The organism is Bosea sp. NBC_00550, assembly GCF_026020075.1.
Classification (GTDB): Bacteria; Pseudomonadota; Alphaproteobacteria; order Rhizobiales; family Beijerinckiaceae; genus Allobosea.
Genome location: NZ_CP102772.1, coordinates 3,164,675 through 3,187,246 on the forward strand (window position 1 = coordinate 3,164,675; position 22,572 = coordinate 3,187,246).

Annotated in this window: 25 protein-coding genes; 14 read left to right on the forward strand and 11 right to left on the reverse strand. The window is 66.1% G+C overall.

Features of this window, described 5'->3' with window-relative positions; translation table 11 throughout:
- Positions 1-135: 135 nt before the first annotated feature.
- Together NWE53_RS15235 and NWE53_RS15240 are read left to right on the forward strand one after the other, a co-directional pair.
- Entirely contained in the window at positions 136-1,110 is a 975-nt protein-coding gene (locus NWE53_RS15235; RefSeq protein ID WP_265050227.1) for a 2-hydroxyacid dehydrogenase, read from the forward strand.
- Positions 1,095-1,898 carry a protease inhibitor Inh/omp19 family protein gene (locus NWE53_RS15240; RefSeq protein WP_265050228.1) on the forward strand — a complete coding sequence of 268 codons (804 nt, stop codon included), beginning with the start codon at positions 1,095-1,097 and terminating at the stop codon, positions 1,896-1,898. The genes NWE53_RS15235 and NWE53_RS15240 overlap by 16 nt, the downstream gene beginning before the upstream one ends.
- 170 nt (positions 1,899-2,068) lie before the next feature.
- On the opposite strand, the gene hppD is transcribed toward NWE53_RS15240, so the two are convergent.
- Positions 2,069-3,205: a 4-hydroxyphenylpyruvate dioxygenase gene (gene hppD, locus NWE53_RS15245; protein WP_265050229.1), complete on the reverse strand. Its 1,137-nt coding sequence runs from the start codon at positions 3,203-3,205 to the stop codon at positions 2,069-2,071.
- 126 nt (positions 3,206-3,331) lie between these two features.
- Here hppD and NWE53_RS15250 point away from each other — a divergent pair, with 126 nt between their 5' ends.
- The 5 genes from NWE53_RS15250 (at position 3,332) to NWE53_RS15270 (ending at position 7,605) form a co-directional block, all read left to right on the forward strand.
- Positions 3,332-3,802, forward strand: coding sequence for an Lrp/AsnC family transcriptional regulator (locus NWE53_RS15250; RefSeq protein ID WP_265050230.1), 471 nt, complete (start codon positions 3,332-3,334; stop codon positions 3,800-3,802).
- A gap of 99 nt (positions 3,803-3,901) precedes the next feature.
- On the forward strand, positions 3,902-4,786 hold the full coding sequence (locus NWE53_RS15255; protein WP_265050231.1) for a tellurite resistance TerB family protein: 885 nt from the start codon (positions 3,902-3,904) through the stop codon (positions 4,784-4,786).
- 217 nt (positions 4,787-5,003) lie between these two features.
- Positions 5,004-5,894 carry a UbiA family prenyltransferase gene (locus NWE53_RS15260; RefSeq protein WP_265050232.1) on the forward strand — a complete coding sequence of 297 codons (891 nt, stop codon included), beginning with the start codon at positions 5,004-5,006 and terminating at the stop codon, positions 5,892-5,894.
- Positions 5,891-7,204 (forward strand): FAD-binding oxidoreductase, encoded by a 1,314-nt coding sequence (locus NWE53_RS15265; RefSeq protein WP_265050233.1) that lies wholly within the window; start codon positions 5,891-5,893, stop codon positions 7,202-7,204. Before NWE53_RS15260 ends, NWE53_RS15265 begins: the two co-directional genes overlap by 4 nt.
- A gap of 62 nt (positions 7,205-7,266) precedes the next feature.
- On the forward strand, positions 7,267-7,605 hold the full coding sequence (locus tag NWE53_RS15270) for a hypothetical protein (protein WP_265050234.1): 339 nt from the start codon (positions 7,267-7,269) through the stop codon (positions 7,603-7,605).
- Positions 7,606-7,691: 86 nt separating this feature from the next.
- Here NWE53_RS15270 and NWE53_RS15275 read toward each other — a convergent pair whose 3' ends face one another.
- From NWE53_RS15275 to NWE53_RS15290, 4 genes are read right to left on the reverse strand one after another with little or no spacing between them, the layout of a single operon-like run.
- The gene (locus tag NWE53_RS15275) at positions 7,692-9,140 is read right to left on the reverse strand and encodes an aspartate aminotransferase family protein (RefSeq protein WP_265050235.1); all 1,449 of its coding nucleotides are present in this window, start codon (positions 9,138-9,140) and stop codon (positions 7,692-7,694) included.
- Positions 9,137-10,141 (reverse strand): NAD-dependent epimerase/dehydratase family protein, encoded by a 1,005-nt coding sequence (locus tag NWE53_RS15280; RefSeq protein ID WP_265050236.1) that lies wholly within the window; start codon positions 10,139-10,141, stop codon positions 9,137-9,139. The genes NWE53_RS15275 and NWE53_RS15280 overlap by 4 nt, the downstream gene beginning before the upstream one ends.
- Positions 10,142-10,145: 4 nt before the next feature.
- The gene (locus NWE53_RS15285) at positions 10,146-10,271 is read right to left on the reverse strand and encodes a hypothetical protein (RefSeq protein ID WP_265050237.1); all 126 of its coding nucleotides are present in this window, start codon (positions 10,269-10,271) and stop codon (positions 10,146-10,148) included.
- 7 nt (positions 10,272-10,278) lie between these two features.
- A complete protein-coding gene (locus NWE53_RS15290; RefSeq protein WP_265050238.1) occupies positions 10,279-10,647 on the reverse strand; it encodes a DMT family transporter in 369 nt (122 codons plus the stop codon).
- Between the two features lie 205 nt (positions 10,648-10,852).
- Between NWE53_RS15290 and NWE53_RS15295 the strand changes: the two genes are divergently transcribed.
- The 4 genes from NWE53_RS15295 (at position 10,853) to NWE53_RS15310 (ending at position 15,171) form a co-directional block, all read left to right on the forward strand.
- Positions 10,853-11,503, forward strand: a complete 651-nt coding sequence (locus NWE53_RS15295) for a hypothetical protein (RefSeq protein WP_265050239.1) — start codon at positions 10,853-10,855, stop codon at positions 11,501-11,503.
- 282 nt (positions 11,504-11,785) lie between these two features.
- Positions 11,786-12,727 carry an ABC transporter ATP-binding protein gene (locus NWE53_RS15300; RefSeq protein ID WP_265050240.1) on the forward strand — a complete coding sequence of 314 codons (942 nt, stop codon included), beginning with the start codon at positions 11,786-11,788 and terminating at the stop codon, positions 12,725-12,727.
- Entirely contained in the window at positions 12,724-13,500 is a 777-nt protein-coding gene (locus NWE53_RS15305) for an ABC transporter permease (protein ID WP_265050241.1), read from the forward strand. The genes NWE53_RS15300 and NWE53_RS15305 overlap by 4 nt, the downstream gene beginning before the upstream one ends.
- Positions 13,501-13,548: 48 nt before the next feature.
- Positions 13,549-15,171 carry a peptide chain release factor 3 gene (locus NWE53_RS15310; protein WP_265050242.1) on the forward strand — a complete coding sequence of 541 codons (1,623 nt, stop codon included), beginning with the start codon at positions 13,549-13,551 and terminating at the stop codon, positions 15,169-15,171.
- 126 nt (positions 15,172-15,297) lie between these two features.
- Here the strand turns inward: NWE53_RS15310 and NWE53_RS15315 are convergent, their stop codons facing one another.
- Together NWE53_RS15315 and NWE53_RS15320 are read right to left on the reverse strand one after the other, a co-directional pair.
- Positions 15,298-16,602, reverse strand: a complete 1,305-nt coding sequence (locus NWE53_RS15315) for an aminotransferase class V-fold PLP-dependent enzyme (RefSeq protein WP_265050243.1) — start codon at positions 16,600-16,602, stop codon at positions 15,298-15,300.
- Between the two features lie 95 nt (positions 16,603-16,697).
- Entirely contained in the window at positions 16,698-17,177 is a 480-nt protein-coding gene (locus NWE53_RS15320) for an Lrp/AsnC family transcriptional regulator (RefSeq protein WP_265050244.1), read from the reverse strand.
- Positions 17,178-17,364: 187 nt separating this feature from the next.
- Between NWE53_RS15320 and NWE53_RS15325 the strand changes: the two genes are divergently transcribed.
- Together NWE53_RS15325 and NWE53_RS15330 are read left to right on the forward strand one after the other, a co-directional pair.
- The gene (locus NWE53_RS15325) at positions 17,365-17,886 is read left to right on the forward strand and encodes a cysteine dioxygenase (protein WP_265050245.1); all 522 of its coding nucleotides are present in this window, start codon (positions 17,365-17,367) and stop codon (positions 17,884-17,886) included.
- A 113-nt stretch (positions 17,887-17,999) separates the two neighbouring features.
- Positions 18,000-18,590, forward strand: coding sequence for a glycoside hydrolase family 19 protein (locus NWE53_RS15330; RefSeq protein WP_265050246.1), 591 nt, complete (start codon positions 18,000-18,002; stop codon positions 18,588-18,590).
- Between the two features lie 116 nt (positions 18,591-18,706).
- Here NWE53_RS15330 and NWE53_RS15335 read toward each other — a convergent pair whose 3' ends face one another.
- Entirely contained in the window at positions 18,707-19,861 is a 1,155-nt protein-coding gene (locus NWE53_RS15335; protein ID WP_265050247.1) for a trans-sulfuration enzyme family protein, read from the reverse strand.
- Between the two features lie 113 nt (positions 19,862-19,974).
- Between NWE53_RS15335 and NWE53_RS15340 the strand changes: the two genes are divergently transcribed.
- Positions 19,975-20,484, forward strand: a complete 510-nt coding sequence (locus NWE53_RS15340; RefSeq protein WP_265050248.1) for a TspO/MBR family protein — start codon at positions 19,975-19,977, stop codon at positions 20,482-20,484.
- 3 nt (positions 20,485-20,487) lie between these two features.
- On the opposite strand, the gene NWE53_RS15345 is transcribed toward NWE53_RS15340, so the two are convergent.
- The 3 genes from NWE53_RS15345 to NWE53_RS15355 form a co-directional block, all read right to left on the reverse strand.
- The gene (locus tag NWE53_RS15345; RefSeq protein ID WP_265050249.1) at positions 20,488-20,865 is read right to left on the reverse strand and encodes a response regulator; all 378 of its coding nucleotides are present in this window, start codon (positions 20,863-20,865) and stop codon (positions 20,488-20,490) included.
- A gap of 74 nt (positions 20,866-20,939) precedes the next feature.
- Complete coding sequence (hpt, locus tag NWE53_RS15350) at positions 20,940-21,497, reverse strand: hypoxanthine phosphoribosyltransferase (protein WP_265050250.1); 558 nt, start codon at positions 21,495-21,497, stop codon at positions 20,940-20,942.
- Positions 21,498-21,631: 134 nt separating this feature from the next.
- A complete protein-coding gene (locus NWE53_RS15355) occupies positions 21,632-22,438 on the reverse strand; it encodes a zinc-ribbon domain-containing protein (RefSeq protein WP_265050251.1) in 807 nt (268 codons plus the stop codon).
- Between the last annotated feature and the right edge of the window lie 134 nt (positions 22,439-22,572).

Sequence of the window (22,572 nt, forward strand, 5' to 3'; positions counted from 1 at the left end):
CTCTGCTGCGGGGCGTCTTCGGGTATCGCTTATGCGAGGGCACGGCTAGATTGGCCTGCCAAGCTGCGTAGTTTCATTTTAATCGATTCATAAGCCACGAATCAACGTTCCTCCCAGACTGATGGACAGCGCGAGATGACAGCCTCCGACAAGCCCGAGATCATCCAGACCGGCCCGCTGATGGCCTATGCCGCCGATCAGCTGAAAAGCCGCTTCGTCGTGCATGAACTCTGGAATGCGCCGGACCACGCCGCCCTGCTGCGGCAGGTCTCGGGCCGCGTGCGCGGCGTCGCGGCCGGCGGCGGGCACAACCGGGTCGATGTCGCACTCTTCGACGCGCTTCCCAAGCTCGAGATCGCATCCAGCTTCGGCGTCGGCTACGATCACGTCGACGCGGCCGAAGCCGGCCGGCGTGGCGTTGTCGTGACGAACACGCCCGACGTGCTGACCGACGAGGTCGCCGATCTCGCGATCGGCCTCCTGCTCGCCACCGTCCGCCAGTTGCCGCAGGTCGACCGCTACCTGCGCGAGGGCAAGTGGCTGAAGGCCAACTATCCGCTGACGACCTCGCTGCGGAAGCGTTCGGTCGGCATCGTCGGCCTCGGCCGCATCGGCAAGGCCGTCGCGCATCGTCTCGAAGCCTTCGGGCTCTCGGTCGCCTATCACGGCCGCTCGCGCCAGGAGGACGTGGCCTATCGCTATTATCCGTCGCTCGTCGAGATGGCCGCGGATGTCGACACGTTGATCTCGGTCGCGCCGGGTGGGGCCTCGACGCACCACATCATCAACGCCGAGGTACTGAAGGCGCTCGGACCGAACGGTATCGTCGTCAATGTCGGCCGCGGCACCGTGATCGACGAGCAGGCGCTGATCAAGGCGCTGCAGGACAAGACTATCCTCTCCGCCGGCCTCGACGTCTTCGAGGACGAGCCGCGCGTGCCGGCCGAGCTGATCGCGATCGAGCATGCCGTGCTGCTGCCCCATGTCGGCTCGGCCTCGGTCCACACCCGCGAGGCGATGGGCCAGCTTCTGGTCGACAATCTGGTTTCATGGTTCGATGGCAAGGGCCCGCTGACGCCCGTGCCGGAGACCCCATGGAAAAAGGCCTGATTCGCCGGCTGCTGCCGCTCATCCTCCTCGGCGCCGGCAGCCTGCCGGCCATCGCCCAGACGGCGCCGCTTCCACGCGGCGCCGACAAGGCCCCGGAGGCGATCCGCCGCTGGCTCGGCGCCTGGGATCTCGAAATGGAGGGTGCGACGCGCAGTTGCACCGTCACTCTCGGGGCGGAAACCACCGGCAATGTACGCCAGCTCCGCTTCCCCGCTACCTGCCGGCGCGCTTTGCCGATCCTCGACACGGCTGCGGCGTGGACGCTGGCCGCGAACGGGCAACCACTGCTGCTTGACGCCGGCGGCAAGGAAGTGATCGGCTTTCAGAAAGGCTCTCCCGAAGCCGGCAGCGACGGCAAGGGGCGCGATGGAAAAGCCTATCGGCTGCTCTCGAAGGATCATCCGCGCGCCGCAGCGCCCCGGCCTTCGAACTCCGCAGCCGCCGCGGCGACGGCCGCCCAGCGTCCAACGATCGTCGACCCGGCGAAAGCGCCGGCGGCCGAGGCATTGCCCGGGCGCTATTCGGTGATGCGCCAGCAGAATCGCGAAGCCTGCCGCCTCGTCCTTTCCCCGCCATCGGCGAACGGGAGCGCGACGGCCGCCTTCGAGGGTTCCTGCCAGGATACCGGGCTCACGATCTTCGACCCTGCCGGCTGGCGCTATGCCGGCGGCAGGCTCACGCTGGTGGCGCGCCGCGGCCACGGCACCGATCTGGTCTTCGAGAACGGCCAGTGGCGCAAGGACCCTGCGGTCGGCGCGCCCCTGCTGATGCGCAAACTCAATCCGTAGCGCTTGCTCGTTTTGTACGGAAACACCGTCATTCCGGACAAGCCGCGTTAGCGGCGCCGACCGGAATCCATCTGAGGGCTCTGCGCTCTAAGATGGATTCCGGGCCAAGCCCGGAATGACGGCACATTTACGTCGAAAGACGGCGCGATCCAGCGCCTCCGGCCGAAGCCCTATTCCGCCGCTTCCGCAGGCTTCAGCACGCCCCGGCGGATCTGGTCTTCCTCGATCGACTCGAAGAGCGCGCGGAAATTGCCCTCGCCGAAGCCGTCGTCGCCCTTGCGCTGGATGAACTCGAAGAAGATCGGCCCGAGCACGGTTCCCGAGAATATCTGCAGGAGCACCTTGCTCATCCTGCCTGCCTTTTCGCCAAGTGCGACCGCGCCCTCCCCGTCGATCAGGATGCCGGTGGCCTTCAGCCGATCGACCGGCTCGCCATGGTTCGGCACGCGGCCGTTGACCTTCTCGTAATAGGTCTCGGGCGGCGCCGGCATGAAGGGCAGGCCGTTGCGGCGCAGTTGCTCGACGCTGGCATAGATATCCCGCGCGCCGAGGGCGACATGCTGGATGCCCTCGCCTTTGTACTGGCGCAGGTATTCCTCGATCTGGCTCTTGTCGTCGAGCGACTCGTTGATCGGGATGCGGATCTTGCCGCAGGGCGAGGTCAGCGCCCGCGAGATCAGGCCGGTCAACTTGCCCTCGATGTTGAAGAAGCGGATCTCGCGGAAGTTGAAGAGCTCGCCGTACCAATCGGCCCAATGATCCATGCGGCCGCGCATGACATTGTGGGTCAGGTGGTCGAGGTAATACATCCCGGCCTGTTCGGGATGCGGATCGCGCTCTCCCAGCCACTCGAAATCGACATCCCAGATCGAGCCCTTCTCGCCATAGCGATCGACGAAGTAGAGCAGCGATCCGCCGATGCCGCGCACGGCCGGAATCGCGAGTTCGCCGGGGCCGATCGCGCTTTCATAGGGTTCGGCACCGAGCGACACCGCCCGCTCGAAGGCATGCTGGGCGTCGACGACGCGAAACGCCATCGCGCAGGCACAGGGGCCGTGCTCCGCCGCAAAGGCCTGGGCGAAGGAATCCGGCTCGGCATTGACGACGAAATTGACGTCGCCCTGCCGGTAGAGCGTCACCTGCTTCGAGCGATGGCGGGCGACCGGCTGGAAACCCATCGTCTCGAACAGGGCGCCGAGCTTCTCAGGCTCGGGATGGGCGAACTCGACGAACTCGAAGCCATCCGTCCCCATCGGATTGGCATCGGAGATTTCGGGCGGAGCGGCATCATGCGGAAAGGGGCCCATGGACATTCCTCCTGTTCTGTTGATGGCCCATGGTCGCGCAGAAAAGGAGAATGAGGCGTGCAAATCTGTACGCAGACTCGCAAATGATGCATCATCCGCGCGTAGCAGATCGAAACAGCGCACGATATGACCACTCTCGACACACTCGACTGGCGCCTGCTCGATGCCTTGCAGCGCGACGCCTCGCTGACCAACGCCGCCCTTGCGGAGCAGATCGGGCTCTCCGCCAGCCAGGTCTCGCGCCGCCGCCAGCGCCTGGAGCAGGATGGCGTCATCCGCGGCTATCGCGCCGCGCTGGAACCCGCCGCCGTGGGCCTCGGCGTCATCGTGTTCATCCATGTCGCGCTCGATACCCATTCGCGCGACAACGCCCGGCGCTTCCGCGATCTCGTCCGGCTGACCCCGTCGATCCTCGAAGCCCACGCATTGACCGGCGAGGCGGATTACCTGCTGAAGGTCGCGGTCGGCGACCTCAAGGCGCTCGCCCGGCTCGTCAACGAAATCCTGATGCCGCATGAAAGCGTGGCGCGCGTTCGCTCCGAGATCGCGCTCGAGACGCTGAAGGAGCCGGGGCTACTGCCGCTGCCCATGACATAGCGCAAAGCCCATGCAGACTGCGCCATTGTCATGCCGCTTTCATAATGCTGATCGATCCCGACCGCTCCATATTGCACTGCGCCACGACAGGAGACTCCCATGTTCAATGCCAAATCGCTGCTCGACGCCCTGATCAGCGCCGGCAGCCAGGCAGGTGCGCAGGCGGGGCAGCAGGGTGGCCTTGGCGGGATGCTGGGCGGTCTGGCGGAGCAGGTGCAGCGTTCGGGCGGTCTCGGCGGTCTTGCCGGCCAGATCATGACCCAGGCTACGCAGGGCGTCGGCGACGCCGCGCGCCAGACCGGCGTGCAGCAGGGCGCCAACGACGCCCTCGGCAAGGTCACGGGCGGCCGGACGCCCGACCAGCTCATCGAGCAGGCGAAGGGCCTGTTCAGCAGCAACCCTGCGCTGGCGACGGCCGTGCTCGGCGGCCTCGGCGCGCTGGTGTTCGGCACCAGCACCGGGCGCTCCGTGGCAGGTCCGGCCGCAAAGCTCGGCGGTCTCGCGCTGATCGGCGGCCTCGCCTACAAGGCCTACCAGAACTACCAGGCCGGAAAGCCGCTGCTCGACAGCCGCCAGCAGGAGGTTCTGCCAGCCCCCGCCGGCACCGGCTTCGAGCCGCAGGCGGCGAGCGAAGCCACCGCCCTCGTCTTCATCCGCGCCATGATCGCCGCGGCTGCCGCCGATGGGCATATCGACACGGAAGAGCGCAGCACCATTCTCGGTGGGCTCAAGGAAGCCGGCCTCGACCAGGAGGCTCATGACTGGCTGGCCAAGGAAATGGCGAATCCTGCATCGATCGATGCCCTCGTCGAGGCCGCCGAAAGCCCGGAACTCGCTGCGCAGATCTATACGGCCGCGCGCATCGCCATCAACCCTGAAACCGCCCCCGAGAAGGACTTCCTGGCCGGTCTGGCCGGCTCTCTCGGGCTCGACGCAGAGCTGGTCGCCAATATCGACGCCGCCGCCAGCGCCGCGAAGGTCTGAACACGCCGCTTCAGGCAACGCCCGCCGGAAGCGATGCAGCCGGGGTTCGCCGCCTGCGGAAGCGGGCTGTTAAGCATGGATTTGAAATCAGTGCTCGTTTTTGACGCCATATGCACCCCCGTTTAGGAGTTTGGCGCCGATAACGCCCGCGCCGGGGTAACCGGCCGCCGGGCCTGCCATGCGCGCCGGCGCATGCGCAGGAGCGACGGGCCGGGCTATGTCTTTGACCGCAATGATCTGGGCGATGCGGCCGCTTCACTGGCTGAAGAACGGCCTGGTCTTCATTCCGATCCTGCTGAACCATGACGTTTTCGACATCGAGGCGCTCTGGCATGGCCTGATCGCCTTCGTCGCCTTCAGCCTGATCGCCTCGGCGATCTATCTCCTGAACGACATCATGGATGTCGAGGCCGATCGACACCATCCGACGAAGTGCAAGCGGCCGCTCGCAGCCGGCGAGATCACGCAGACGCAGGCTTACGCTGCCGTCCCCGTGCTGCTCGTCGCGGCCTTCTCTACGGTCATGTTCGTACCGCAGCCGAAAATCTTCGCGCTTTCGCTGCTGGCCTATCTCTTCCTGGCGCTCGCCTATCTGCTGTTCCTGAAACGCAAGCTCCTGGTCGACGTGCTTGGGCTCGCCGCCATGCATACGCTGCGCATCCTCGCCGGCAATGCCGCCGCGGCCATCCCCGTCTCGTCCTGGCTGCTTGCCTTCTCGATGTTCCTGTTCCTCAGCCTCGCTCTGGTGAAGCGCTATGCCGAGCTGAGGATCACCCAGGATCAGTCCGGGCTGAAGAAGGCCGGGCGCGGCTATCATGCCGAGGACATCGAGGCCCTCTCCCAGCTCGGCATGGCGTCGGGCTGCACCTGCGCACTGATCATGGCGCTCTATGTCGACAGTGCCAATGTGAAGCAGCTCTACCGGCACCCCGAGCTGATCTGGCTGGTCTGCCCGATCATCCTCTACCAGATGGCGCGGATCTGGTTCCTGGCACGTCGCGGCCACATGCCGGACGACCCGCTCGTCTTCATGATCCGCGACTGGCGCAGTCAGGTCATGGGCTTGCTGGTGGTCGCGATCATGATCGCGGCGACACTCCTGCCGTGACAGATCCCCTCGCCGACTACCGCTCCTGGGGCGGGCTCGCGGCCCGCGACAGCGAGATCGTCGATGCGCGGGATTGGCTCGATGCCCCTGGCCGTTATCGGCAGCCTGCGCTCGCCTACGGCAATGGCCGCTCCTACGGCGATTCCTGCCTGAACGAGGGCGGCGCGCTGATCGACACGCGCGGAATGGACGAAATCCTGTTCTTCGATCGCGAGACCGGCCTGCTGACCTGCGGGGCCGGCCTGCTGCTCGACCGCCTGCTCGAACTCACCGTGCCGGCCGGCTGGTTTCCGCCGGTCACGCCCGGCACCAGCTTCGTCACCATCGGCGGCGCGCTCGCCAACGATGTCCATGGCAAGAACCATCACGGAGCCGGCACCTTCGGCCGCCACGTCCGCGCCCTGGAGCTGGTGCGCTCCGATGGCCAGCGCCTGATCTGTGCACCGGATCTGAACCCGGCGCTTTTCGCCGCGACGGTCGGCGGCCTCGGCCTCACCGGGCTGGTGACGCAGGTGACCGTGCAGCTGATGCCGATCGCCTCGGCCGAGATGGAGCAGGAGGTGCTGCATTTCGACGGGCTCGCCCGCTTCTTCGAGATCTCCGCCGAATCCGACGCAACCCATGACTACACCGTCGCCTGGATCGACTCTCTGGCCAGCGGCCCCAATTTCGGGCGGGGCGTCTTCTTCCGTGCCAACCACGCACCGTCCACGGGCGAAGCGGCGCCCCGCAGCGCGCGCGGCCTGTCTTTTCCGCTGAAGCCTCCGGTTCCCCTCATCAACCGGATGACGCTTCACGCCTTCAACTGGCTCTATCGGAACGCCCAGCCCCGCGACGGCTCGATCCGGCGCGTGCCGTATCGCCCCTTCTTCTATCCGCTCGACCGGGTCCGCGACTGGAACCGCGCCTACGGCCCGCAAGGCCTGCGGCAATTCCAGTGCGTGATCCCGATGGCCCATGCCCATGAGGCCGTCGCGGCGATGCTGCACCGGACATTGGCCGCCGGCGAGTCCTCATTCCTCACGGTGCTGAAGCTCTTCGGCGACAAGCCCTCTCCCGGCCTGATGTCCTTCCCGATGCCAGGGGCGACACTGACGCTCGACTTTCCCAATCGCGGGGAAAGAACGGCGAGGCTGCTGACCGAACTGGACGGTATCGCCATCGCCGCCCGCGGCAGGATCAGCCCCTACAAGGATGCACGCATGCCGGCGGCGACTTTCGAGGCCTCCTTCCCCCGCTGGCGCGACTTCGCTGTTCATGTCGACCCGGGGTTCTCCTCGGATTTCTGGCGGCGCGTCAGCGCCGGCTGAGGCCTCTCAAAATAATCGACATCGGCTTTGAACCTTCCGGCCAGGCTCCGCGACCAATGAGCATGGAGGGCGAAGGTTCGCTCTCGCAACAGTCGGGAGAGACGAGCATGACGACGTTCCGCAAGACCGTGACCGCCACCCTCGCGGCCGTGACCCTGGCCACCACCCTGATCGCGTCCGACGCCGAGGCGCGCCCGCGCTGGGGTTATGGCTACGGTGGCTGGGGCGTCGGAGCCGGTGTGGTCGGCGCGCTCGCCGCCGGTGCCATCATCGCCTCGGCCGCTCGCCCGGCATATGGCTACGGCTACTACGCTGCCCCCGTCCGCTCCTGCGACATGGTCGAGCGCTTCGACCGCTGGGGCAACGTCATCGGCTACCGCCGGGTCTGCGGTTACTACTGAGCTTCCCTGGACGACCCTGTTTCGAGACCCCACACTCAAAAGGCCGGCGCAAGCCGGCCTCTTTTTTGTTGGCGATGCTCGCGTCGTCAGCCCTTGGCGGCCGCGATCTTGCGCAGATAACCGGTGACGATTCCGGTAACGCCGCGCGACAGCACATCCTCGAACGCCGCGAGGAACTGATCGCACTGCTGGCGCGTGACGATCAGCGGCGGCTCCAGCCGGATGACATTTCGGTTGTACTCGGTGAAGGCGACGAGCACGTCGTGCTCCTTCAGGAGCAACGCGCCGACGAAGCCGCAGAGCGAGCCCTTCAACTTGTCGTCGAGCAGCGCGACCATCTGCTTCACCCCGAAAGGCATGGTCTCGCTGATGTCCTGGAACTCGATCCCGATCATCAGCCCGCGGCCGCGGATCTCCTTCAGCAGGGTCGGATACTTCGCACGAAGCCCGTTCAGTCGCTCGATCAGATAATCGCCCTGGCGCTGGGCATTTCCCATCAGGTCTTCGTCGTAGAGGACGTTGAGGGCCTCGATGGAGGAGATGCAGGCTTCGCCCATGCCGCCGAAGGTCGCCTGCGCATGGATCAGCGCGCTCTTCGGCTTGCCATAGGCCTTCATGTAGATCTCGCGACGCGCGATCATCGCGCCCATCGCCGCCTTGGAGCCGCCGAGCGCCTTAGCGAGCGCGGTGACATCAGGCACCACGCCGTCGCGCTCGAAGGCGAAGAACTGTCCTGTGCGGCCGAGCCCGCATTGCACCTCGTCGGCAACCCAAAGCACGCCATGCTTGTCGCAGAGCGCCCGAAGCTCGCGCCAGAAACCCTCCGGCGCCTCGACGATGCCGCCGCCGCCCTGGATCGTCTCCATCACCACGATGCCGATCGAGGGGTCGCTTTCCAGCGCCTGCCGGACCGCGGCGATGTCGCCGAACGGCACCTTGACCCGGTTCTCGACCAGCTTGAATTGCGACTGGTAGAGCGTCGAATCCGTGATCGAGAGCACGCCCTTGGTCTTGCCGTGGAAGGAGTTCGCGGCGTGCAGGATCTTCGACTTGGCCGGCCCCTGGGCCTGCTCGGCGACCTTCAGCGCCGCTTCCATCGCCTCCGAGCCGGTCGAGCCGAGGAAGACCATGTCGAGATCGCCAGGCGCGATGGTGGCGAGGTTCTTCGCCAGCGCCGCGGCGTATTGCGACATGAAGGCCATGCAGATCTCATGGCGGTTCTCGTCTTGGAACTTCTGCCGGGCCGCAACGATGCGCGGATGGTTATGGCCGAAGGCGACCGAGCAGAAGCCCCCGAAGAAATCGAGGATCTTGCGGCCGTCCCTGGTGATGTAGTGCATGCCCTCGGCACGATCGACGAGGATCTTGTCGAAACCGAGCAGCTTCAGGAAGTGCAGCTGGCCGGGGTTGATATGAGCGGCGAAGAGCTCCTTCACCTGCGCCGCGTCGAGCTGCTTGGCGGCTTCGACGCTGATGAGCTGCGGCCGGGCGGCGGTCATGGGGGCATCCTCGTGCTTGAAGGCGGGCATGCTCATGCTGCGAGGCTCCTCTCGGCCTGTTTCTGGCCGTCCTTGGCCTTGCGATATTCGGTATAGGCGGCGAGCAGCATGTCCTCATCGCGATGTTGCGGCCGCCAACCGAGCTCGCGCTTGGCCTTGGAGGTATCGAGGATGCAGATCTCGTCGGCGATCTTGTATTGCTCGGGGTCCATGATCGGCAGGTTGACGGCGTCGAGCGCATCGAGCGTCAGCTTCACCAGCGAGGCCGGCGTCGGCAGCAGGATCGATTTCGAGCCCGCATGCCTGATCAGGTCGCCGAGCAGCTTCTTCACCGGCGGCGGATCGTCGGAGCCGAGGTTGTAGGCCTCGTTCGGGAAGCCGGCCTTCCAGGCCGCCACGCAGGCGCTGGCGCAGTCGAAGACCGAGATGAACTGGTAGGGGTTGTTGCCCCCGCCGATCATCGGCACCGGCAGGTTCATGTCGATCAGCTTGAACAGCTTGATCAGGATGCCGAGCCGGCCCGGCCCGATGATCAGCCGCGGCCGGAAGATCGGAATGCGGAAACCCTTCGCCCGGTAGTCATCGGCGAGGCGCTCGGTCGCCAGCTTGCTCTCGCCATATTCGCCGAGCGGCTTGGCCGGATGCGTCTCGTCCTGCGGCACCCGCACCGAATGGCCATAGATCATGTCGGTGGTGAAATGGACGAGGCGGTCGGCGCCGTTCTTCTCCATCCAGCTCAGGATGTTCTGGGTGCCGTGATAGTTCACCGGCCAGAAGAAGTCGTGGCGTTCCGCGCGCGTCACGATCGGGGACAGCATCTTGGCCGAGAGGTTGTAGACCACGTCCGCCGGCGAGAGCGGAATGCTCTCGACGCTTTCCGCCCGGGTGACGTCGATCTTCAGGAACGGCACGGTGGCGTAATGCGGGTGATCGCTCTTCTGGATGTCCGCGACCAGCACCTCCTCGCCCATGGCGGTCAGGTCTGCCGCCAGATGCGAGCCGACGAAGCCGTCGCCGCCGATGATGATGTGCTTCATCGTCTCATCCCCTCGGAGCGACCGGCAGGCGCGGGCGCCAGTTGCGCACGGGCACGGGGATCGGCTGCGGCACGGCCGGCGGCTCGAACAGGGCGCCGAGGCGCAGGAACAGGCGAACGATCAGGTCCATGATATCCTCAGCTTTGTGCGATGAAGATGGTGCCGAGCACGATGAAGCCGATGCCGGCGATGCGCATGGCGCCCAGATCCTCGTGGAATACGAAGTAGGCGTAGGCCGCGACCACGACATAAGCGAGGCTCAGGAACGGGTAGGCGTAGCTGATCTGCACCTTCGACAGCACGATCAGATGCGAGGCCATGCTGATGACGAAGGTGCATAGACCAGCCAAGACGAAGGGGTTGAAGACGACACGGAAGACCGTGCCGATCAGGCCGTCGCCGGCGACATCGAGCGAGCCGACCCCGCTCATGCCGCGCTTCAGCATGAGCTGCGCGGCGGCATTGGTCAGCACCGTGAACAGGATCAGGGGAAGATAGGTGTTCATCGTGGTGCTGGCCGGCTCCGCATGGCTGTGTCGCCCATGGGAATGCAGCGGAAAATACTTCAAATGCCTTAGGGACCTGGACCGACTTGATCGTAGCGTTAAGGGGAAGCTGCTGCGATCATCGGAATTCGCCATTGATCAGATCGCTGACGCCATCTGACATCGGACGGAATAACCTTGCCGGCTCCCGGATCGGAGATCGGCCATGCCTCTTCCCAACCGCGTCAGGCCCGACGGGACGCTCTTCGCCGATCCGGCGCGCGGCCTGTTCTTCGGCAATCGCGGCGGCCGCTTCCACGATCCCGCACGGCAGGAGGTGCCCTCGCGCCTGCAGGCGACGCATCACTGGCTCTGCTGCGTGCTCTCCTTCAAGGACCGCCAGCGCCGGGTCTGGGGCCGCGGCTACACCGAGCTGTTCTTCTGCGACGAGGTGACGGCGTTCGCCGCCGGCCACCGCCCCTGCATGGAATGCCGCCGCCGCGACGCGCTCGCCTATCGCGATGCGCTCGTGAAGGGGCTGGGGCTCACGGAGACCCCGCTCTTCCCCGAAATGGATCGCATCCTCGATGCCGACCGCCGGATCGGCCGGACGAAGCGCACGCATCGGCTGGCCACCGAGCAACTGCCCGACGGCGCGATGCTGCTTTCCGACGATGGCAAGTCGTTTCTGGCGCTGCGCGGAACCTCGGCCCTGCACTGGTCGCCGGCCGGCTATGTCGCGCGGGGCGACCGGCCGCAGGGGATGGCGACCGTCCTGACCCCGCCCGCCACGCTGGCGGCGTTGACGCAGGGCTATCGCCCTGTCTGGCACCCGAGCGCGGAGGCTCTGCTGACTTTGGGGCCCACCGGCACCTAGGAACTTTCGCCCACTGCCGAGCGTTGCCGCAGCATCATCGTTCCAACGAGGGGCTGCAAATGCGTTCCATTGTCCTGTGGCTTGTAGGTGTTCCGATCCCGATCATCATCCTGCTATGGTTCTTCATGAAATAGGGCCTTGCCCCGTTCATGGATCAAGGCCGGGCTCCTGCCCGGCCTTCTTCTTTTGGAACGCAGTACCGCCACCGGCTGACAGGCCATCATGTTTCACCCGCATGCTTCTCCGGTCGCAACGCAGCCCAACCTGGCCTATATGCGATCCATGCCTCCATCCTCCGCACCCCCGATCATCTCGGTCTCCGGCCTGTCCAAGACCTATGATTCCGGCTTCAGCGCGTTGAAGACGGTCGATCTCGACATCAGGCGAGGCGAAATCTTCGCCCTGCTCGGGCCCAACGGCGCCGGCAAGACCACGCTGATCAGCATCATCTGCGGCCTGGTGCGTCCGAGCACCGGCACCGTCCTCGCCGACGGCCACGACATCCTGCGCGACTACCGCGCGGCCCGCGCCGCCATCGGCCTCGTGCCGCAGGAGCTGACCACCGACGCCTTCGAAACGGTCTGGGGCACGGTCAACTTCAGCCGCGGCCTGTTCGGCAAGCCGAAGGATCCCGGCCGGATCGAGCACATCCTCAAGGACCTTTCGCTCTGGGACAAGCGCGACAGCCAGATCCGCATGTTGTCCGGCGGCATGAAGCGCCGCGTGATGATCGCCAAGGCCCTCTCGCACGAGCCGCGCATCCTCTTCCTCGACGAGCCGACGGCCGGCGTCGATGTCGAGCTGCGGCAGGACATGTGGCAGATGGTGCGCCGGCTCAAGGATGACGGCGTCACCATCATCCTGACGACCCACTACATCGAGGAAGCCGAGGAGATGGCTGATCGGGTGGGCGTCATCTCCAAGGGCGAGATCATCCTCGTCGAGGAGAAGGCCGAGCTGATGCGCAAGCTCGGCAAGAAGCAGCTCGCGCTGCAGCTCCAGCAGCCGATCGCCGCACTTCCGGAGGCTCTCGCGAGCTTCGACCTCAGGCTTTCCGCCGGCGGCGACGAGATCGTCTACACCTATGACACGCAGGCCGAGCGCACCGGCATCACCACGCTGCTCCAGACCCTGTCCGAAGCCGGAATCCGCTTCCGCGACCTCAGCACCAGCCAGAGTTCGCTGGAGGACATCTTCGTCAGCCTGGTGAGGGAGCGGGCATGAGCGCCGCGAGCTTCAATCCGCGCGCCATCGCCGCGATCTACCGCTTCGAGATGGCGCGCACCTGGCGCACGCCATTGCAGAGCATCGTCTCGCCCGTGCTCTCGACCTCGCTCTATTTCATCGTCTTCGGCGGTGCGATCGGCTCGCGCATGCAGTCGATCGAGGGCGTGCCCTACGGCGCCTTCATCGTGCCGGGCCTGATCATGCTCTCGCTGCTGACGCAGAGCATCGCCAACGCCTCCTTCGCGATCTACTTCCCGAAGTTCACCGGCACGATCTACGAACTTCTCTCGGCGCCGGTCGCCTGGTGGGAGGCTGTGATCGGCTATGTCGGCGCCGCCGCGACGAAATCGATCCTGCTCGGCCTCATCATCCTGGCCACCGCGACCTTCTTCGTGCCGCTCCGGATCGAGCACCCCTTCATGATGCTGCTCTTCCTGGTGCTGACGGCGACGACCTTCAGCCTGTTCGGCTTCATCATCGGCATCTGGGCCGATGGCTTCGAGAAGCTGCAGGTCATCCCGCTGCTGATCGTCACGCCCCTCGCCTTCCTCGGCGGCTCCTTCTATTCGATCAGCATGCTGCCGCCCTTCTGGCGGACGGTGACGCTGTTCAACCCGGTCGTCTATCTGATCAGCGGCTTCCGCTGGAGCTTCTTCGGGCTCGCCGATGTCAGCCTCGGCGTCAGCCTGGGCATGACCGTGCTGTTCCTGGTCGCATGCATCGCCGCCGTCGGCTGGATCTTCAAGACGGGCTACCGGCTCAAGAACTGACCACGCATCGCCGTTGACTTCCGCGTCGCATCCGTCTTGAAGCGGGCCATGACCGATCTTTCGACCATCGAGGCGGCTGCAGCCAACGCTGCACCTCACGCGCGCCGGCGCACCTTCGCCATCATCTCGCACCCGGACGCGGGCAAGACGACGCTGACCGAGAAGCTGCTCTATTTTGGCGGCGCCATTCAGCTCGCCGGCGAGGTGCGCGCCAAGCAGGGCCGCCGCCAGACCTCCTCGGACTGGATGAAGATCGAGCGCCAGCGCGGCATCTCGGTCGTCACCTCGGTGATGACCTTCGAATATGGCGGCCACGTCTTCAACCTGCTGGACACGCCAGGCCACGAGGACTTCTCGGAAGACACCTACCGCACGCTGACCGCCGTCGATTCCGCTGTGATGGTCATCGACGCCGCCAAGGGCATCGAGGACCGCACCAAGAAGCTCTTCGAGGTCTGCCGCCTCAGAGACATCCCGATCGTCACCTTCATCAACAAGGTCGACCGCGAGACGCGCGACCCCTTCGACCTGATCAACGAGATCGAGACCACGCTGGCGCTCGACGTCGCGCCGATGACCTGGCCGGTCGGGCGCGGACGCGAATTCGTCGGCACCTACGATCTCAAGGCCAACACCTTCCGCCGCAACCAGAAGGGCGACGAGCGCGCCGAGGATCAGCGCGTCTCCGGCTGGGACGATCCGCTCTTCGACGAGCTGCTGCCGCACGGCGCCGCCGAGACCTGGCGCGAGGAGGTCTTCCTTGCCGCCGAGGGCCTGAAGCCATTCGATCTCCAGGCCTTCCGCGAGGGCCACCTGACCCCGCTCTATTTCGGCGCCGCGCTGCGCGACTACGGCGTGCGCGACCTGATCGATGCGCTCGGCGCCTATGCCCCGAGCCCGCGCGCGCAGATGGCCGACAAGCGCCCGGTCGAGGCCGGCGAGCCGAAGATGACCGGCTTCGTCTTCAAGATCCAGGCGAACATGGATCCGAACCACCGCGACCGCATCGCCTTCATGCGCGTGTGTTCGGGCAAGCTGACCCGCGGCATGAAGGCGAAGCTGGTGCGGACGGCCAAGCCGATGCCGCTCAACGCGCCGCAGTTCTTCTTCGCCCGCGACCGCTCGATCGCCGAGGAGGCCTTCGCCGGCGACATCGTCGGCCTGCCCAACCATGGCACCCTGCGCATCGGCGACACGCTGACCGAGGGCGAGGACATCGTCTTCAAGGGCGTGCCGAGCTTCGCGCCGGAAATCCTGCGCCGCGTCAAGCTCAAGGACGCGATGAAGGCCAAGAAGCTGCGCGAGGCGCTGCAGCAGATGGCCGAGGAAGGCGTCGTCCAGCTCTTCCTGCCGCATGACGGCGCACCGGCCATCGTCGGCGTCGTCGGCGCGCTCCAGCTCGACGTGCTCAAGGAACGGATGGACGCCGAGTATTCGCTCCCCGTCGATTTCGAGCCCTGCCAGTTCTCGATCGCGCGCTGGGTCTCCTCGGACGACAAGGCGGCGTTGGCGAAATTCGTCGGCCTGAAGCCATCCTCGATGGCCGACGATCTCGATGGCGATCCCGTCTTCATGGCATCCAGCCAGTTCACGCTGAAATACGATGCGGAGCGAGCTCCGGACGTCACCTTCTCCGACGTGAAGGACTACCAGAAAGTGACGAAGGGCTAGAGCATGCTGCGTTTGCCCGGAGCCATCGCGTCATCCCGGGCTTGACCGGGATGACGGTGCGTTCCCGTGAAAAATCAGCCGCGCTGGCCTTCCCTTCTCCCTTCGGAGGAGGGACGGACCTCCCGCTCAACCCGCCCGATTGCCTGACACCACCGCCAGCGCCGCGATGAACCTGTCGAGGTCTGCTTCCATGATGTAGGGCGCTGGCGAGATGCGGATGGTGTTGCCCTTGGCGACACCGCCGCGACGCACCGTCATCACCTTGTGCTGGTCACGCAGCGCCGCGACGATCGCGTTGGTGTCCGCCGCCGAGCGCTTGCCGGCCAGCGCGAAAGAGGTGATGCCGGCGACCATGCCCGGATCGTCGGGGGTCTGGATCTCGACGCCCTTCAGCTCGCGCGCCCTGGCGACCCAGTAATTGCGCAGGTGGCGGTAGCGCGCCTCCTTGGCCTGAGGCCCGATTTCCCGATGCAGGGCGAGCGCGGCCGGGACGGCAAGCTGCGCCGCGAAATTCGGCGTGCCGGTATGCAGGCGCGAACGAATGTCGTCGGCCTTGAAATCCTCGTCGGCCATGTAGCTGTCGATGTCGGCGAGGCGGTCCCGGGCGATGTAGATCATGCCGACGCCGAGCGGTGCGCCGATCCATTTGTGCAGGTTGAAGCCGATGAAATCGACGCCGAGATCCTTGGCCCTGAAGTCGACCTGGCCCCAGCTATGGGCGGCGTCGAGGATGACATCGGCACCGCGCGCCCGGGCCATGGCCGCGATCTCCTTCACCGGCATCATCAGCCCGGTGCGGTGGCTGATATGGGTCAGCAGAAGGAGCTTGGTCTTGGGATTCGCCTTCAGCGCGGCGTCATAGGCGTCGAGCACGGCCTGACGCGTCGCAGGTTCGGGAATGTCGAACTTGGCGACCTCGACACCGCGCCGGTCCTTGAGCCAGTTCATCGCGTACTGCATCGAATCATAGTCGAGATCGGCATAGAGCACGGTGTCGCCGGCCTTCAGCTTGTTGTAGCCGGAGATCAGGGCCTGCAGCGCCTCGGTCGCGCCCCGCGACAGCGCGATCTCCTCGCGGGCGACGCCTAGAAATTCCGCGAGCGGCGTGCGGACGTCGTCGAGATCCTTGCCGATCTTCGTCCGGGCATAGACCGTGTTCTCGAAATTCACGAAATCGGTCAGGCGCTTGTATTCCGCCTTCACCGGCTCGGCCATTATGCCCCAATAGCCGTTCTCGAGGTTCACCATCTCCGGCGTGACGCCGTAGAGGCCGCGCACGGCCTGCCAGTAATTCGTATCGGCTCCGAGGTTCGACGTCGGCAGCGCCGGCAACGAACGCGCGAGAACCGGCGCCGCATGAGCCGCCAGCGCAACGGTCCCCAACCCAAGCAACAGCGCACGGCGGCTGGTCTGCGGGAACGGGTTCGACATGCTCGTGATCTCCTGAGACGGCTTGCGCAGGGTTAGCGCCGGGCTGTCTCAGTCCTGTGACGGCCCGGCCCAACACCGGCCGGCCAGCCCGGCTCTCAGTTTCCCGACATCGCGAAGCCGAGCGGAATCGCGCTCGTCGACTTCAGCTCCTCCATGGCGAACATCGAGGTCACGTCGCTGAGGTCGATGCGGGAGATCAGCTTCTTGTAGAGCACGTCATAGGCCGCGATGTCGGCGACGCAGGCCTTGAGCAGATAGTCGATCTCGCCGCTCATCCGGTAGAAATCGACGATCTCCGGCAGGTCATGGACGGCTTGATGGAAGCGCTCCAGCCACTCCATCGAATGGCGCGCCGTCTTGACCGCGATGAAGACTGTGACGCCAGCCTTCAGTTTCTCCCGATCGAGCAACGCGACGCGCTTGCGGATATAGCCGGCCGCCTCGAGCTTCTGGACCCTTCGCCAGCACGGCGTCGCCGAGAGCCCGACAGCCTCGGCGAGCTCCGCCAACGGCAGGCTTGCATCCTCCTGCAGGCGCGCGAGGATACGCAGATCGAAGGCATCGAGTTTGGCCATGGCACCTCGGTGAATTGCAGATTCATATACCGGTCAGGGCGAACGGTGAGCAATAATTTTCCAAGTTCATGCGCAGAATGAGTATCTGGTTTCAATTATAGAAGAAAATTCCAAAGAGCTCGCAAACCGCTTTCCCAGGCAGCCGGTATCATTCGCTCATCGGGTCTTTCGACGGGAGTGGACGGGAATGCAGGGCTTTCTGAGCGAGGAGCGGCGCGGAGCCGTGCTGAGCAGCCTGCGGACCGACGAGGGCACGCTGTCGCGCGATTATCTCGCCGCCGCGCGGGAGGTTCTGCACGAGCTCGTCGCCATGCCGGATCTGGTCCGGCGCCTGCCGCTCGACCGCAAGCCCGGCGGCTACACGCGCAACCTGCTCGCTGGCAACGACGCCGTCAGCGTCTGGGCGATCGTCTGGGGCGAAGGCTCGGCCACCTCGATCCATGACCACCACTGCTCGTGCTGCTTCGGCGTCGTCTCCGGCGCCGTCACCGAGACCTGGTACCGGGCGATCGAGGCGACGCGGGCCGTGCCGACCGAGGAACAGGCGCGCGGGGCCGGCTATGTCGCCTGCATGCTGCCCACCGGGCCGAACATCCATCGCATGCGCAATTTCGGGCCGGGTGAAGCGATTTCGATCCACATCTACGGCTATGATCACGAGGAGCACGCATCCTCGGTCGAGACCGAATACACCGCCATCGGCGGCTGACCCGGCATGCCCCGCCCGAGCGAGGGCTTCCCGTATCGCCGGGGATAGCGCCACATCCTTATCCCCGCCCTCTCGGCGACAGCGATGATGCCTTCCTTTCGGGAGGGTCATCCATGTCGATGCGCGCCATCGGAGCCTTGATCGGTGTCGGCGCTTCGCCCGACCCCGCTCTGGCCGTTACCAGAGAACGCCTGCTGCGGCTCGCGCCGTCTGCGAACATCGCGATCGTCGCCGGCATCGCCGCGCGCTTCGACGCGCTGGCTCGCGAATACGACGTCACGACAGTGCTGCGCATCTGCCATTTCCTGGCGCAGGCCGCTCACGAGACGGACGGCTTCCGCACCTTCCAGGAATATGGCGGCCCGTCCTATTTCGCCCGCTACGAGGGCCGGCGCGATCTCGGCAACATCCAAACTGGCGATGGCGCCCGCTATCACGGCCGCGGCATTTTCCAGCTCACGGGCCGGGCGAATTATCGCCGCTTCGGCCAAATCCTCGGCATCGACCTCGAAGCCGAGCCCGAACGCGCCAGGGAACCTGCGGTCGCACTGGCCGTCGCCTTCGCCTATTGGCGCGAACGCGGCATGGCGGCAGCCGCCGACGCGGACGATGTCGAGCGCGTGACGAAGCTCATCAATGGCGGTCGCAACGGGCTGGCGGAACGCGCACGCTACCTCGCGACGGCAAAGCGTATCTGGGTGTGACGGTGTCCTCATTTTCGGGCGGCGCGCAACGCCGGCCAGATAACCTCATGACCCGGAACCACTGGATGGCGAGATGGTCGGATCAAGCCCGACCATGACGGCTGGCAGCCGCGCGTTCAGCGGTGCGCTGCCGTCAGCGCCTGGTCGAGATCGTCGTAGAGATCGGCGACATCCTCGATGCCGGTCGAGAGGCGCAAGAGGTCGGTCGGGCAGGGCGAGCCCGCGCCCTCGATCGAGGCGCGGTGCTCGATCAGGCTCTCGACGCCGCCAAGCGAGGTCGCGCGCTTGTACAGCTCGACCTGCGCCGCCGTGGCGATGGCCGCCGCCTCGCCGCCGTTGACCTGCACCGAGAGCATGTAGCCGAAGCCGTTCTCCATCTGCCGCGCCGCGATGTCGTGGCCGGGATGCTGCGGCAGGCCGGGATAGAGCACGCGCGCCACCATCGGATGCGCGGAGAGCCGCTGCGCCAGCTCCAGCGCCGAGGCCGCCTGCCGCTCCTGCCGCAGATGCAGCGTGCGCATCCCGCGCATCAGCAGATAGGCCTCGAACGGGCCGAGGATGCCGCCCTGGCCCTTGCGCACCGTCTTGATCCGGCTCCAGAACTCGTCGTCCTCGCGGGCGCAGAGCGCTCCGGCGACGACGTCGGAATGGCCGTTCAGCACCTTCGTCGCCGCATGCATCACGATGTCGGCGCCGAGCGTCAGCGGGCGGGTGTGGACCGGCGAGGCGCAGGTCGAATCGACCGCGAGCCTGGCGCCGGCCTGGTGCGCGATCTCGGCCGCGCCAGCGATGTCGGTGATGGTCCAGAGCGGGTTCGACGGCGTCTCGACCCAGATGAGCTTGGTCACGCCCGGCTTCACCGCGGCCTTAAGCGCGGTCAAATCGTCGGTCTCGACGAACTCGACGCTCAGGCCCCAGCGCGTCGCCTCAGTCAGGAGCCAGGCCCGCAGCGCCCAGTACATCACCTTGGAGGCGACGACATGGTCGCCGGGCGAGAGCGCCTGGAACACCGCCGTCGCCGCCGCCATGCCCGAGCCGAACAGCAGCGCCCCGGCCTTGGCCTCCTCCAGCATGGCGAGCACGGCCTGCGCCTCATGCACCGTCTCGTTGTCCGGCCGGCCATAGATGAAGCCGGAGGAGTAGCCATTGTCCGGGTCGCGCAGATAGGTCGTCGCGACATGGATCGGCGGCACCACCCCCTTCGTCACAGGATCGACCTTGCCCAGAGCCTGCGCGGCAAGGGAGCGAGGATGGAGCGGGCGCTTCGACATGCGGATATCCGGGAAAGTTCCATGAGCGACTGGAATGTCATCTGGCGCAAGCTGCATGCCCGACGCAACCTTGTCGCCTTGCGGCGCACCCGGAAGCCCCTCATCATGAATTCATGACGACGCTGCCGGAAACCTCCATCGATCGCCGCCCGCCGCTATGGGCCGCACTCGCCATCGCGATCCTGCCGGTGGTGGCCGCCTCGGTAGCGGGAAGCGCGGCGACCGTCCCGCAAATCCCGACCTGGTATGCCGGTCTCGTCAAACCGGCCTTCAATCCGCCGAACTGGATCTTCGCGCCGGTCTGGACGACGCTCTTCGCGCTGATGGCGCTCGCCGCGTTCCGCATCCTGCGCCTGCCGATCGGCCTTCCCGGCCGCCGGCGCGCGCTGGTGGTCTATCATCTGCAGCTTCTGCTCAATATCGGCTGGTCCTTCGCCTTCTTCGGCGCCAACAGCCCGGTTGCCGGCCTTGCCGTCATCATGGTCCTGCTGCTCCTGATCGCAGCAACCATCGCAGCCTTCCGGCCGCTCGACCGGCTCGCGTCGAACCTGCTCTGGCCCTATCTCGCCTGGGTCGGCTTCGCGACGCTGCTCAACGCCTCGATCTGGTGGCTGAACCGCTGAGCTTCATCCGCCGATCGAACGTTCGATCACCCTGAGCACGGTGGCGCGCAATTCGGCGATGGTGAAGGGCTTCGCCATCACTTCGGACACGATCGCCTCAAGGCTCTTGGCGCGCTCGCGCTGCTCGGCATAACCCGTCATCAGCATGATCGTCAGCTCGGGGAACTGCTGCTTGGCGGCCAGTGCGAGCGCGATGCCGTCCATCAGCGGCATGCGGATATCGGTCAGCAGCAGGTCGAAGCGGCCCTGCTCGGCGACGAGCAGGTCGAGCGCTTCGGCGCCGTCCGCGGCGGTGAGGCAGCTATGACCGTCCAGCGTGAGGCCGCGCGCGACCAGCGTGCGCAGAGGCTCCTCATCGTCGACGACCAGGATACGTGACATCGCAGCTCCTCAGAGCATTTTCGAGCGAAGGGGACACCGGTTCGCGTGCAGACAATGCGCCACGACAAAACCCTTCAGATACCCGGGAGCCCGGCCTGATCCTCGGTCTCGACCACGCCGACGAACGGCAGCTGCCGATAGGAATGGGCGACATCCATGCCGTAGCCCACAACGAAATAGTCCGGGCATTCGAAGCCGACATAGTCGGGCTGGATGTTGACGGCGCGCTTGTGCGGCTTCTCCAGGAGAACGGCGGAGGACACCTTCGCGGCGCCGCGTGCCGCCAGCAGGTCCTTGGCGAAGGCGAGCGTGCGGCCGGATTCCAGGATGTCGTCGACCAGCAGCACGTCGCGCCCGCGCACCTCGCTCTGCACGTCGCGCAGGATCTCGACCTGCCCCGACGAGACGGTGCCGGTCCGGTAGCTCGACAGGTGGATGAACTCGACCTGAGGGGCCAGGCCCACGCGATGCATCGCCCGGATCAGGTCGGCCGCGAACATGAAGCTTCCCTTCAGCACGGCGACGACGAGCAGGTCCTGGGGATTGCTGGCGGCGATGGCCTCGGCCATCTCCTCGTTGCGCCGCGCGATCGCAGCCTCGTCGTACAGAACCCTGATCCGCCTTTCCGGCATGATGTCTCCGTTTCGTATCCGGCCGCAGCGGGCCCTGCGCTTCCGATGCGCCGAGGCCTCGTGCAGCGATTATCCATGAACGCCGCCCGGCCGAATGCCATCGCCCGGTCGAGAGGCGCCCCGTCCTAGCAGCCTCAATGCGTGCTGGCGATATTGGCCGCTGTTGCAGCCGAAGTGAAGCGGACCCGTACGGAGCGGCCGTTCTCCGGCGGCGAAGCCAGCCGCGCCCTGAAGCGGATCAGTTCGGCCGGCTCGAGATTCGCCCGCGGCGGCTCGGCCGTCCAGGTGTACAAGGTCGCGCCCGCAACATCCTTCACCGCGACTTCGATCAGCGGCACCTTGGCCTGGCTCCGGGTGATGTTGGTGACGTCACCCTCGACCACGAGGAAGCGGTGCGCGCCGTCCTCAACGAGCCCGCTCTCGATCGCGCTCAGGCTCAAGCCCCGGACATTCACCGGCAGCCCGATCGTCTCGAAGATGCCTGCGAGCTGCGGCGCAGCGCGCACGACCATATTGCGCTGCCAGACGGCGAGGCCGAGCAGGGCAAGGCCGGCCAGAGCGGCCGCGGCCGGAAGCGCGGCGCCACGCTCACGCAAGGCGCCAATCCTCGGAATGCTCGCTTTGCCGGCGCCGCGCTTGCGCCGGCCCGCGGGCGGCACGGCGTCAGCGACCACAACGGATTCGGCCTCGGCTGCATCCCCGTTCTCGCTGGCTTCGGCGGCGAGCGCCGTGATCTCGGCATCGATCGCGGCGGCACGCTCCAGCTCCTCGGCCAATAGGGCCTGCGTCTCCTGCTCGGTAGGTGCGTCGGGGAAGACGGCGGCCGGGTCGACATGCCACGCGTTCTTGCAGCTGGCGCATCTGACCTTTCGACCTTCCGGCCCCAGTTTGGCCGCGTCGAGTTCATACTGGCTGGCGCAGGAGGGGCAGACGATCAGCATGGATGCCGGGCAATCTCTTCGCAACGATGGCCGGGAGTCTCCGCTACGCTTCGTTCCGGCTTGGAGGCCACGACGGGCTCGCAAGGCACGGATGGCAGCGAACCGAAATGCCCGCTCCTATTGGCACGATTTAT

Excerpts from the sequence above, each read along its gene's own strand:
- NWE53_RS15325 (WP_265050245.1), top strand. The coding sequence starts at position 17,365 with ATGCAGGGCTTTCTGAGCGAGGAGCGGCGCGGAGCCGTGCTGAGCAGC.
- NWE53_RS15310 (WP_265050242.1), top strand. The coding sequence starts at position 13,549 with ATGACCGATCTTTCGACCATCGAGGCGGCTGCAGCCAACGCTGCACCT.
- NWE53_RS15315 (WP_265050243.1), bottom strand. The coding sequence starts at position 16,602 with ATGTCGAACCCGTTCCCGCAGACCAGCCGCCGTGCGCTGTTGCTTGGG.
- hppD (WP_265050229.1), bottom strand. The coding sequence starts at position 3,205 with ATGGGCCCCTTTCCGCATGATGCCGCTCCGCCCGAAATCTCCGATGCC.
- NWE53_RS15260 (WP_265050232.1), top strand. The coding sequence starts at position 5,004 with ATGTCTTTGACCGCAATGATCTGGGCGATGCGGCCGCTTCACTGGCTG.
- NWE53_RS15275 (WP_265050235.1), bottom strand. The coding sequence starts at position 9,140 with ATGAGCATGCCCGCCTTCAAGCACGAGGATGCCCCCATGACCGCCGCC.
- NWE53_RS15335 (WP_265050247.1), bottom strand. The coding sequence starts at position 19,861 with ATGTCGAAGCGCCCGCTCCATCCTCGCTCCCTTGCCGCGCAGGCTCTG.
- NWE53_RS15320 (WP_265050244.1), bottom strand. The coding sequence starts at position 17,177 with ATGGCCAAACTCGATGCCTTCGATCTGCGTATCCTCGCGCGCCTGCAG.
- NWE53_RS15255 (WP_265050231.1), top strand. The coding sequence starts at position 3,902 with ATGTTCAATGCCAAATCGCTGCTCGACGCCCTGATCAGCGCCGGCAGC.
- NWE53_RS15280 (WP_265050236.1), bottom strand. The coding sequence starts at position 10,141 with ATGAAGCACATCATCATCGGCGGCGACGGCTTCGTCGGCTCGCATCTG.
- NWE53_RS15290 (WP_265050238.1), bottom strand. The coding sequence starts at position 10,647 with ATGAACACCTATCTTCCCCTGATCCTGTTCACGGTGCTGACCAATGCC.
- NWE53_RS15270 (WP_265050234.1), top strand. The coding sequence starts at position 7,267 with ATGGAGGGCGAAGGTTCGCTCTCGCAACAGTCGGGAGAGACGAGCATG.
- NWE53_RS15355 (WP_265050251.1), bottom strand. The coding sequence starts at position 22,438 with ATGCTGATCGTCTGCCCCTCCTGCGCCAGCCAGTATGAACTCGACGCG.
- NWE53_RS15330 (WP_265050246.1), top strand. The coding sequence starts at position 18,000 with ATGTCGATGCGCGCCATCGGAGCCTTGATCGGTGTCGGCGCTTCGCCC.
- NWE53_RS15340 (WP_265050248.1), top strand. The coding sequence starts at position 19,975 with ATGACGACGCTGCCGGAAACCTCCATCGATCGCCGCCCGCCGCTATGG.
- hpt (WP_265050250.1), bottom strand. The coding sequence starts at position 21,497 with ATGCCGGAAAGGCGGATCAGGGTTCTGTACGACGAGGCTGCGATCGCG.
- NWE53_RS15300 (WP_265050240.1), top strand. The coding sequence starts at position 11,786 with ATGCCTCCATCCTCCGCACCCCCGATCATCTCGGTCTCCGGCCTGTCC.
- NWE53_RS15295 (WP_265050239.1), top strand. The coding sequence starts at position 10,853 with ATGCCTCTTCCCAACCGCGTCAGGCCCGACGGGACGCTCTTCGCCGAT.
- NWE53_RS15250 (WP_265050230.1), top strand. The coding sequence starts at position 3,332 with ATGACCACTCTCGACACACTCGACTGGCGCCTGCTCGATGCCTTGCAG.
- NWE53_RS15345 (WP_265050249.1), bottom strand. The coding sequence starts at position 20,865 with ATGTCACGTATCCTGGTCGTCGACGATGAGGAGCCTCTGCGCACGCTG.
- NWE53_RS15285 (WP_265050237.1), bottom strand. The coding sequence starts at position 10,271 with ATGGACCTGATCGTTCGCCTGTTCCTGCGCCTCGGCGCCCTGTTCGAG.
- NWE53_RS15235 (WP_265050227.1), top strand. The coding sequence starts at position 136 with ATGACAGCCTCCGACAAGCCCGAGATCATCCAGACCGGCCCGCTGATG.
- NWE53_RS15240 (WP_265050228.1), top strand. The coding sequence starts at position 1,095 with ATGGAAAAAGGCCTGATTCGCCGGCTGCTGCCGCTCATCCTCCTCGGC.
- NWE53_RS15305 (WP_265050241.1), top strand. The coding sequence starts at position 12,724 with ATGAGCGCCGCGAGCTTCAATCCGCGCGCCATCGCCGCGATCTACCGC.